At 63.0% G+C, this 10,961-nt stretch carries 8 protein-coding genes; 2 read left to right on the plus strand and 6 right to left on the minus strand.

All coding sequences use genetic code 11. The annotated features are described in order from the left end of the window. Nucleotides 1-166 precede the first annotated feature (166 nt). Complete coding sequence (locus NEZ08_RS09700) at nucleotides 167-1,195, minus strand: NAD(P)/FAD-dependent oxidoreductase (protein ID WP_298106399.1); 1,029 nt, start codon at nucleotides 1,193-1,195, stop codon at nucleotides 167-169. 192 nt (nucleotides 1,196-1,387) lie between these two features. Between NEZ08_RS09700 and NEZ08_RS09705 the strand changes: the two genes are divergently transcribed. Continuing rightward, the gene (locus tag NEZ08_RS09705) at nucleotides 1,388-1,846 is read left to right on the plus strand and encodes a thioesterase family protein (RefSeq protein ID WP_298106400.1); all 459 of its coding nucleotides are present in this window, start codon (nucleotides 1,388-1,390) and stop codon (nucleotides 1,844-1,846) included. 40 nt (nucleotides 1,847-1,886) lie between these two features. Here the strand turns inward: NEZ08_RS09705 and NEZ08_RS09710 are convergent, their stop codons facing one another. Together NEZ08_RS09710 and NEZ08_RS09715 are read right to left on the minus strand one after the other, a co-directional pair. Then, complete coding sequence (locus tag NEZ08_RS09710; RefSeq protein WP_298106401.1) at nucleotides 1,887-2,207, minus strand: 2Fe-2S iron-sulfur cluster-binding protein; 321 nt, start codon at nucleotides 2,205-2,207, stop codon at nucleotides 1,887-1,889. Between the two features lie 118 nt (nucleotides 2,208-2,325). Beyond that, nucleotides 2,326-2,703, minus strand: coding sequence for an Hpt domain-containing protein (locus tag NEZ08_RS09715; RefSeq protein ID WP_298106406.1), 378 nt, complete (start codon nucleotides 2,701-2,703; stop codon nucleotides 2,326-2,328). Nucleotides 2,704-3,136: 433 nt separating this feature from the next. On the opposite strand from NEZ08_RS09715, the gene NEZ08_RS09720 reads away from it, so the two are divergent. Continuing rightward, nucleotides 3,137-8,236 carry a negative regulator of septation ring formation gene (locus NEZ08_RS09720; protein WP_298106402.1) on the plus strand — a complete coding sequence of 1,700 codons (5,100 nt, stop codon included), beginning with the start codon at nucleotides 3,137-3,139 and terminating at the stop codon, nucleotides 8,234-8,236. 178 nt (nucleotides 8,237-8,414) lie between these two features. Here the strand turns inward: NEZ08_RS09720 and NEZ08_RS09725 are convergent, their stop codons facing one another. The 3 genes from NEZ08_RS09725 to NEZ08_RS09735 all read right to left on the minus strand — a co-directional run. Continuing rightward, nucleotides 8,415-9,275, minus strand: a complete 861-nt coding sequence (locus NEZ08_RS09725) for an MlaD family protein (protein WP_298106403.1) — start codon at nucleotides 9,273-9,275, stop codon at nucleotides 8,415-8,417. A 67-nt stretch (nucleotides 9,276-9,342) separates the two neighbouring features. Next, nucleotides 9,343-10,149 (minus strand): ABC transporter ATP-binding protein, encoded by an 807-nt coding sequence (locus NEZ08_RS09730; protein WP_298106404.1) that lies wholly within the window; start codon nucleotides 10,147-10,149, stop codon nucleotides 9,343-9,345. Between the two features lie 2 nt (nucleotides 10,150-10,151). Further along, nucleotides 10,152-10,961, minus strand: an 810-nt coding sequence (locus tag NEZ08_RS09735) for an ABC transporter permease (RefSeq protein ID WP_298106405.1), incomplete at its 5' end; no start/stop codon positions are given.

Raw genomic sequence — 10,961 nt, forward strand, 5'->3', positions numbered from 1 at the left:
ATCGCGTTCCACATGATCATCACCGGTTCAATCGAATGATGGAGGCAAGATTACGACCATTCGCCTTAGGCGGCCAGCATATCGACGGGCACGCTCAGGCGTCGTGTTCGCCCGCGCCGATAACGCATTGAAACAATGACCGCAATCGATCCCGCTCTCGCTGCTGTCAATTGACGCCGAGCTTCTTTTGCAGGCTCGAGGAGGACGTCGTGTACTGGAAGACCAGGCGCTTGTCCGGATAGACATACCGGTGCGCCTTCTGCGCCATCAGCGACCCCTCGTGGAAGCCGCAGAGAATAAGCTTGAGCTTGCCCGGATATGTATTGATGTCGCCGATGGCAAAAATCCCGGGCACACTGGTCTCGAACGCCGAGGTCTCAACGGGAATGAGATTGTTTTCGAGCGCGATGCCCCAGTTCGCAACAGGGCCGAGCTTCATGGTGAGACCGAAGAACGGCAACATCGTATCGCAGACGACTTTCGACATCGCGTTGTCGTTGCCCTTGACCTGCGCACCGGTAAGCTCGCCGCCTTCCCCTTCAAGCGCGGTAACCTGCCCGATCTTCAGATCGAGCTTGCCGGCCGCAACCAGCGCGCGCATCTGCTCGACGCTGTGAGGCGCTGCGCGGAAGTCATCGCGCCGATGCAGCAGCGTGATGCTCTTGGCGATCGGCTGCAGGTTGAGCGTCCAGTCGAGCGCGGAATCGCCGCCGCCGACGATCAGGATGTTCTTGTCCCGGAACTGCTCCATCTTGCGGACAGCGTAAAACACCGATCTGCCTTCATACGCCTCGATGCCCGGCACCGGCGGTCGCTTCGGCTGGAACGAGCCGCCGCCGGCCGAAATTACCACCACCTTGCATTCGAACACCTTGCCGGCATCCGTCGTGACCCGAAATGCGGGATCGCCAACCTTCTCAATCTTCTCGACCATTTCATTGAGATGGAAGGTTGGGTTGAACGGCTTGATCTGCTCCATCAGCGCATCGGTGAGACCCTGGCCAGTAACGAGGGGAATGCCGGGAATATCGTAGATCGGCTTTTCCGGATAGAGCTCGGCGCACTGGCCGCCAACCTTGTCGAGGATGTCGACCAGATGGGCCTTCATGTCGAGCAGTCCGAGTTCGAAAACGGAAAACAGCCCGCAAGGGCCTGCGCCAATGATCAGCACGTCGGTTTTGATCGCTTCGCTCATGTCGCTTCTTTTCGGTTGGACCGCGCCAGGATCGGGCATCGGCAGGTGTACCGGTAAGGAAAGGTTCGGGCTTCTCTAGCCAACGGACAGGCGTCAGGAAAGGCATAAATGCCGACCCCGCCTGCCCTTTGGCCTACTTGCCGAAGCGGCATAACTGCGATGTAAGGGAAAGAAAATGAGGGAGATCAATTGGTGAATGCTCCAGCCAGGCTCGATTCGGCGCCGCGTATCGAGGATTTTCCCTACCGCTTGACCGACAATGTGCGGTTCGCCGATCTCGACCCCAATGGTCACGTCAACAATGCGGTCTATGCGACCTACTTCGAGACCGGCCGCGTCACGCTAATGAAGGATCAGAGCTACTGGCGGCTGCCGCAGGGCCTGGCCTGGATCATGGTGCGGCTCGACATCCATTTCCGGGCCGAGTTGCACTGGCCAGGTACGATCGAGATGGGGCTTGGGGTTACGAAATTTGGCCGCACCTCGGTCAGCTTCGACCAGGTGGTGTTTTCGGACGGCCGTTGCGTCGCATCGGCACAGGCGGTGACGGTCCTGATCGATCAGGCGACGCGAAGGCCGACGCCGCTGACGGCGGACATCATCGCGAAGTTTCGGCCGTGGCTTCGCCGCGGCGTGGCGCCCTCAAGTTGACCCGATTTCTGGGATAATGCCGGTTTCGATTCGGGCTTGATCAGGCCTGCCGCTCGGGCGTCGAGACCACGAGGCCGTCGAGTTCGTCCGTGACCTTGATCTGGCAGGACAGGCGGGAATTCGGCCGCACGTCAAAGCCGAAATCCAGCATGTCCTCTTCCATCGGCGAGGGAGGACCGACCTTCTCGCGCCAGGCTTCATCGACATAGACGTGGCAGGTTGCGCAGGCGCAGGCGCCGCCGCATTCCGCTTCGATGCCGGGGATCCCGTTGCGGATCGCCGCTTCCATGACGGTCGCGCCGTTTTCGACATCAACGGTGCGGGTTTCGCCGGAATGGTCGACAAAGTGAATTTTAGCCATGGTGCTCGTGCTGCCGAAAAAAAGGTCCGGCAGTCCTATAACGGGTCGATCCGGCCAGCGCTAGTGCTGCCGAATCTGAAGTCCCGTGGCAAGTTCGGAATCGTAGCTTGTGGCCCCGTCAGGCCCCGTCCAAAAACGCATCGATCGCAGCACGGGCCTCTGCGATAGCCTCATCGAGTTCGCTCAGGGCAGCGGCGATCTTGCCGCCACTCTTGATCAGAGTCTCTAGACAAGCTGCGGCGTCGGCAACCGCGAAAGCGCCGATCGCCCGCGCCGATCCTTTGAGCGTATGGGCCAGCGCAGGAGCGTCGGCCGGCATCGCACCCAGCGCGCCGGCAAGGCGGGCGGCCTGCGCTGCAAACATGGTCAGCACTTCCCGTTCCAGCGCTGCGTCGCCAAGCGTCATCCGCCTCAAATGGGCGATATCGATCGGACCGTCATCGGGAGCGAGCGGCGGCGATGGCATCCAGTCAATCCGATCGAGATGAAGCGACATAAGCAGGTCCGAATCGCGCATGTCCTGCATCCCGCAAGGCACGCCTCGCTAGGAGCCAATCATGAAATCGGTTAATGGAAGGTTGCACGCTGTGGACAACCACTCCGAACCTTTGCGCTCCATCTTCGTTACGCCGCGCCTTCGCCTTGTTTTTAGCGAACTGCCGCCGCAATTAACCTATTCGCCGGGAATTTCGAAGGTTTGTAAGGCCTTACGGCACAACGTTATTAACGATGATTAAGATTGTATTAATCCTACCATTTCATTCATGACGGCTAGCCAATAGGATGTTCGCTCGGACATGAGCGAACTGGCTGGCCTTCTTCAGGCCGGCTTCGGCGCGGCATTCGAACATGACACCGGCTTTGGGCTTGCGGGGGCTTTCGCAAGACTTTCCCGGGTTGCGTAAAGCTTAAGAGGGCTCGGACTGAACATGGCGAACACCCCCAAAAAGGTCAAAGACCCCACGGAAATTGCTCTTTCTGCCATTCAGGAAGCCTTGAACATCGACGGCTCGGCCGCCGATAGCAGGAATGCGGCGCTCAGCAACGCAGCGCCCGAAATGACCGTCACTCCTCCTTCTTTTGATGAGCCTTCGTTCGACACGCGCCCGATCGACGACCGCCCCACCTTCAACGCGGTCGAAGAGACGCGCGTCACCCGCCGTGCCGCCAATGACGACCGCGAAACGATCGGCCAGCTTTTGCAGGCGATCCAGAAGGGTCGGCCGGCCCGCAGCGCTTATACGCTCGCAGCCGTTGCAACCGGCATCTGGGTTATCGCCGCGCTCGCGCTGACGATCGGTTTTCTGCCCTCGCTGAAGGCGGCGATGGGCCAGGGCGCCGGCGGAACGCTCGCGCTGGCCGGGCTGGCCGCGCTGTTCGTTGCTCCAATTCTTCTGTTTCTGCACCTGGCGAACCTGTCCTCGCGCGGCAGGGAACTGCAGATGATCGCCCAATCGCTGGCGCAGGTTGCAGTCCGCTTCTCTGATCCGGAAACCGCGACCAGCGATTCCATGGTGACGGTCGGACAGGCGATCCGCCGCGAGGTTGCGGCAATGGGCGATGGGATCGAGCGTGCCATTGCGCGCGCTGGCGAACTCGAAACCCTGGTTGCCAACGAGGTCGCGGCTCTCGAGCGCGCCTATAGCGACAACGAAGTGCGCATTCGCGCGCTGCTGCAGGACATTGCGCACCAGCGCGACAACCTGGTCGGCCAGGCCGAACAGGTGCGCAGCGCCATCTCCGGCGTCCAGATCGATTTGCGCCACGACATTGCGCTGATTTCGGATGCGATCGCCTCCCGCGTCGACGAGGTCGCCAAGAGCATCACGGGCGCACTGGAAGAGCGCGGGGCCCACATCACGAGTGCCCTTGCCAACGCCGGAGACAATATGATCCTGGCGCTCGGCGAGCGCGGCGGCGACCTGCTCGACCGGCTCGAGGAAGCGAGCGCCGAAACTACCCGCGCGGTGCTCGATGCCTCGGAGCGGCTGACCACGAGCCTGAACTTCAAGACCGGCCACGTCCATGACGAATTCGCCGAGCTCGCCGACCGCGTGCACGAAATGCTCAACGAGCGTCTCGACCGCATCACCGGCGAATTCGAGCAGCGTTCCGCGGCTATTGTGGACGGCATTTCCGACCGCACGGAGCAGCTGCACGATTCCTTGAAGAATTCCTCGGATTCGCTGCTGCTTGAGCTCGAGCTGCGATCTGGAGACCTGGTCAACAAGATCGACGAATCCGGCAACCGCCTCGCCTCGAAGATCGTCTCCTCCGGCGAGAAGGCCAGTGACGCGCTTGACGTCACTGCGAACTCGCTGGTGGCGAAGGTGATCGGACAGACCGAAAGCGCCCACGATGCCCTCGCCCTGCAAATCAGCGCCTTCGACGAACTGGTGAAGAACCAGGGCGGCGAACTGGCGGAAAGATTTGCCCGCGACAGCGGCACGCTCGGGGCGCTGATCACCCGCCACATCTCGGAATTCGACCGCACCGTCAAAACTTTCGGCGGCGAGATCGTCGAGAAGATGGGCCAGCGCACGCAGGACATCTCCGATACGCTGAAGAACTACGTCGACAATTTCGACACGCGTCTGACCTCGAACGGCGGCCAGATGACGGCCGCGCTTGATCAGCGCCTGCAACAGTTCGAGACCACTCTGCACGGCCGTGTCGAGCATCTCGATACGTCGCTCGACAGCAAGATCAGGTCCTTCGACGAATCGATCAACGGGCGCCTTCAATCGCTCGAGCAGGCGTTCGATACCCGCGCCCAGTCGGTCACCGCAACCATCGATACCCGACTAGGTACGCTCACGGCCTCGCTTACCGATGGCGCCGCGCAGGCGGTGGCTGCGGTCGATCAGCGCATTGCCAGTGCGACAGAGGCGATCGACGGACGGGCAACCCAGCTCACCCAGACCATCGAGGGCCGCGCCACCCAGCTCACCGACACGATCGCGGCACGATTCCAGGAAATTCATCAGGGCATCGAAACCCGAATCGGCACGGTCGCGAACGACATCGACTCGCGCGTGTCGCAGTTCGAGGAACTCTTGGATTCGCGCATCGAAGCCGTGGCCGGCCGTATCGAGAGCAGCGGCCGTCAGGCCAGCGAAACCTTGATGGCCCGTGCCGAGGAATTGTCAGGCGGCATCAAGTCCCACGTCGAGGATGCGGAACGCTCGATCACCAATCTCGTCGTCAACACCAGCGAGACCATTCAGACCGGCGCCCGCGCGGCGCAGCAGTCGCTGCTCGGCGTTTCCGCCGAAGTCGGCGCGCATCTCAAGCAGACCTCCTCGGAGGTCGAGCGCGCCCTCACCGCGGCCGGCGGCAATGCCGCCAATTCGATACTGACCAGCGCCCGCGAGGCACAGACCACGTTGGTGACGGCATCGACCGATGCCGCCAACCAGGTCAAGTCACTCGCCTCCGATATGGAACGCTCGCTGTCGGCTGCAAGCTCGTCGAGTGCGAACGTAATCGTCACCGGAGCGCGCGAGGCGCAGAGCACACTCGTCGCCGCATCGGCCGATGCAGCCAGCCAGGTCAAGTCGCTTTCCGCCGACGTCGAGCGCACGCTCTCTGCCGCCGGCAGCGCCACTGCCGCCTCGATTCTCGCCGGCGCGCGCGAAGTCCAGAGTTCGCTCGTCAGCGCCTCCTCCGAGGCCGCCGATCACGTCAAGTCTCTGGCTGCCGACATCGAACGTTCTCTCTCAGCCGCCGGCAACGCCACCGCAGCCGCCATTCTCACCGGCGCGCGCGAGGCGCAGAGCACGCTGGTTGGCGCCTCGACCGAGGCCTCCGACCACGTCAAGACGCTGGCGACCGACGTCCAGCGCACGCTCTCCTCCGTCGGTGCGGATACAGCCGCATCGATCCTCAGCAGCGCCCGCGAGGCGCAGAGCTCGCTGACCGGGACGTCCGCCGATGCCGCAAGCCAGATCCGGGCGATTGCGAACGATCTCGAACGTTCGCTTTCGACGGTAACCACGAACACAACGGACCGGATCGCGGCCGCCGCGCAGACCGCACACCAGGCCCTGTTGACCGCCTCCAACGAGGCCAGCGCAAAGGTCAAGTCGAGCTCGGCGGACGTGGAACGCTCGGTGCTTGCCGCAACCGGCTCGTTCGGCTCGGCGATAACGGGCAAAACCGACGAAATCGTCTCCTACGTGCAGCAGCAGACCGAACGTCTGTCGCTGGCCATCGATGCCAAGCGCGGCGCGTTGGTCGAGGCCATCGGCGCCAGGACCAGCCAGCTCACCAGCGAAGTCGACCGCGTCACTGCGGAGGCTCTGCGTTCGATCGAGACCCGCGCACAAGGCTTCTCGCAGGCCATGCTCGGCAACAGCAGCGAAGTGGCACGCAACATCACCTCGGCCGGCGAACTCGCCACCAGTTCGGTCAACAAGTCGCTGAAAGAGCTGGAAACGGCCTCGCGCAATGCGATCGACCAGTCCCGTCAGGTGTCGATTGCCGCCGTCACCGAAATGCAGGAGACCAGCAAGATCCTGCGGACCGATACGGTTGCCCTGTTCGAGCGGCTGCGCGAAGGCAACATCCTGCTTCAGGAAGTGCTGACCGGCGCCCACGACAACCTCAATTCGCTTGAGCGCGCACTCGTCACCCGCGTGGCCGATTTTGTGTCGGCCATGAACGATGTCACGATGCGCAACGGCACTGCGACACAGACGCTGGAGGATCAGCTCAACGTCTTCAATGCCAAGACCACGAAGGCGCTGGAGGATCTCAACTCGCTGTCCGACCAGTTTGAGAGTCACGGCAAGGCGCTGATCGAGGCGGCTGCGGTCGTCGAGCAGAGCAACCGTTCGACCTCAACCTCCCTTGCAGAGCGCAAGTCGGCCCTTGAATCGCTGGTCACCACCGTCGACCTGCGCACCGCCGATCTCGATCAGCGGCTCTCGCGTTTCACGAGTCTGCTCGATGAATCGCTTGCCGCGGCCGAAGAACGCGCCCGCGACATCGCGCGCGTGGTGGCGGAGACTGCGGGCGCCGGCTCGGCCGCGATCAGCCGGCAATTCGAGGCGGTTCGCGCCGCGGCCGAAGAAGAGCGACGCCAGACCGCGGATGCGATGGCCGAGATCTATCAGCAGAGCACCGAGGAAGCGGACGCGATGTTCAAGCAGTCCGCCGAGAAGTTCGCCAACATGGTCGCGAGCATGAAGCAGATGGCTGCGGAAATGCATCGTGAGCTGGAGGCAACGCGCAACGAGCTTCGCCGCGGCGTGCTGGAGATGCCGCAGGAAGCCGCCGACTCGACCGCGCAGATGCGAAAAGTGATCGTCGATCAGATCGAGGCGCTGGCCGAACTCAACCGCATCGTCGCCCATCACGGCCGCGGCCTTGATGTCGTGCCGACGAGCCGGCCGAGTTCCTACCGCGAGGAAGAACCTGCTCTCGCCGCCGTCGGCGGACGCGCCGAGCCCCCGCCTCCGCCCGCACAGCGGCCTGCGCCTCCGCGGGCCAGCGCATCCAACCTGCCACCGCCGGATCTCGGCACACCGGTATCCCGGCGAACCGACGCACCGCCGGTCGCGCCTTCCGGGTCGGATCAGGGACGCGATGGCTGGCTTTCGGATCTGCTCAGCCGCACCGATAGCGGCGCCGGCACTCTCCCGCCTGCGTCCCCGCGCGGCCGCGGTGCGCAGCAAGGTGGCACCGGCGGCAATCCGCTGGAGACGCTGTCGCTCGACATCGGCCGCCTGATGGACCGCAATCTCGCCACTGAGATGTGGGATCGTTATCAGCGCGGCGAGAGCAAGGCGTTCTCGAAGCGGCTCTATACCCCGGCAGGCCAGAAGGCCTTCGATGAAGTTGCCCGCAAATATCGCAGCGACCGCAACTTCAAGCAGACGGTCGACCGTTACATTGCCGAGTTCGAGCGGCTCTTGGACGAGGTCGCGCGCGAAGATCGCGGGCCGCAGGCGCTGCGCGCCCACCTCACCTCGGAGACGGGGCTCGTCTACACCCTGCTCGCGCATGCCGCGGGGCGGCTCGGATAGGACGAATAACGAATAGAGATTCGTGAATAGAAAAATGGAGGCCTCGCGGCCTCCGTTTTGTTTCAGCTCTCGCGCACGAACCTGCGGCCCGCCCGTTTTCGCCAAATCCTGCTATTCGCGACCCGCCCTTCGTTGATTCCCCACGCGCTCTTCCCTAATTCCTGCCCGCCGTCGGCGGTCACCGCCGGGGCGGTGTCGGCGTCGAGGCCGAAGCAGCCGCCGGCGAGGTCGAGCTGCTTGCGCCGAACAGAAGCCGCGTCGGGTTGCGGTCGAGGTTGTTCACTGCACGACTGATATCGGCGAGCGTGCGGCGGCCGTCGGTCATCAGGGCGCCGGAGCGCTTGTCGAAATCTTCGGCCAGCTCGCGGATCGACTGCACGGTCAGGAACAGTTCGCCGCCATCCTTGCCTCCGGCGAGCCGGTTGAGTCCGACCATCAGATTGTCCGCCTTGCCCATCACGCCGTCGACCTTGAGCATCACATCGTCGATCTTCTGCGCGTTGCGCGACAGCGCCGCGGTGAAGGTCTCGAGGTTATGCAGCGAATTCTTCACCGCCTCCTGGTTGTCGGCGACGACGCGGTTGATGTTTTGCAAGGTGCCGCGGATCGCCTCGGTGACGTCCTGGAGCCGGTTCGGATCGGCCGTCAAGACCGGAATGCCATCGTCGCCGAGGGGCACCGGCGCGGCGTTCTCCTCTCCCCCCTTGAGCGAGATGGCGGCGACGCCCGTCAGCCCCTGGAATTCGAGTCCCACCAGGGTGTCTTTGCGGATCGGCGCGGTGTTTTCGACCATGGCCAGCGCGACAACGCGACGCGGATTGTCGAGCTTCACCGAAACGACTTCACCTACTCTGATACCGTTGAAATTGACACTGCCGCCATTGCGCAGACCGGCGGCCGGACCTTCGAAGATGATGCGCAACGGGCTGCGCAACTTGGTGGTGTGGAGGCTCTGGAACCAGAGCACGAAGCCAAACGCGGCGGCGATCACGGCAAGCGTGAACGATCCGATTAGAACATAGTTGGCCCGCGTTTCCATTACCTGAACTCCGAAACCCCAGAACGAGCCTGAAAACCAAAAGAAGCGGCAAAAATGAGTTCGTGAACTATCCCATGACCGCGCGGGCGCGTTTGCCGTGAAAGTAGGCCCGGAGCCAAGGATGCTGCGAGGCCTGCATGTCGGCCATCGATCCTGCGGCAATGATCTTACCGTTCCCTAAAACGGCAATCCGGTCGCATGCCGTATAAAGGCTGTCGAGGTCGTGAGTTACCATGAAAACGGTCAGGCCCAAAGTCCGCTGAAGGGTCCGGACCAGCTCGTCGAAATCGCCGGCGCCGATCGGATCGAGGCCGGAGGTCGGCTCGTCGAGAAATACCAGCTCCGGATCGAGCGCAAGGGCCCGGGCCAGTGCGACACGCTTGATCATGCCGCCGGACAATTCGGAGGGGAAACGATCGGCAACCTCTGGACGAAGCCCCACCATGCCGAGCTTGGCAATGGTGATCTCGTCGAGCAGGCGCTGGGTGACGTCGAGATATTCGCGCACCGGGAACTGGATGTTCTGCCGCACGGTCAGCGAGGAGAACAGCGCCCCCTGTTGAAACAGGATACCCCAGCGCCGCTCCACCGCGCGCCGTTCCGAGTTGCTCGCGGCATCGAGATCGACGCCGAACACCTCAATCCGGCCGGTGACCTTCGGGACGAGGCCAATGATGGTGCGTGTCAGGACCGACTTGCCGGCGCCTGATGGGCCGACAAAGCCCAGAATTTCGCCGCGCTTGACATCGAGGTCGAGCCCGTCCAGCACCTTGGTCGAACCGAACTGCACCGAGACGTCGCGCACCCGGATGATGGCATCCTGGGCTGGAATAGGGACCGGGGCTTGCGTCTGGGCTTGGACCTGGCCAACCATCGTTACATCCCGATCGAGGCAAAGAAGATCGCAAACACGCCGTCCATTACGATCACAAAGAAGATACCCTTCACGACCGACGATGTCGTGTGCTGGCCGAGCGATTCCGCGCTGCCCTGCACCGCCAGCCCCTCGACACAGGCGACGATTCCGATCACCGCCGCCATGACAGGCGCCTTGATCATGCCGACCGTGAAGTGATCGATCGAGATCGCATCGCGCAAGCGCAACAGAAACGCCTCCGGTTCAACCCCGCCATAAAGCCAGGCCACCAAACCGCCGCCGTAGAGCGCCGCCATCGCCCCCAGAAAGGCAAGGATCGGCAACGCAAGCACCAGCGCCAGCATTCGGGGCAACACCAGGACTTCGATTGGATCGAAGCCCATGGTGCGCAGCGCATCGATTTCTTCTCGCATCTTCATGGAACCGAGCTCGGCGGTGTAGGCGCTGCCTGACCGTCCCGCGACCATGATGGCAACGAGGAGCACGCCGATCTCGCGCAACACCAGAACGCCGAGCATGTCGACCACGAAGATGTCGGCGCCGAACCGGCGGAAATGAAAGATGCCCTGCTGGGAAATGATGCAGCCGATCAGAAACGTGATCAGGACGACGATCGGCACGGCGCGCCAGCACACCTGCTCCAGGTGGTGGACGGTGGAGGTCAGGCGAAAGCTTCGCGGATGCATGAGGACCCGCCCGCTCGCGGCCAGGACTGCGCCCAACATATCAACGAGACTGAGGATCGTGCCGCCGAGCCCCGCCATGGTGCGGCCGATCTGCTCGAGAATCCCCGATATCGTCACGGTGGT

The organism is Bradyrhizobium sp., assembly GCF_027451485.1.
In the GTDB taxonomy this organism is placed as follows: Bacteria; Pseudomonadota; Alphaproteobacteria; order Rhizobiales; family Xanthobacteraceae; genus Bradyrhizobium.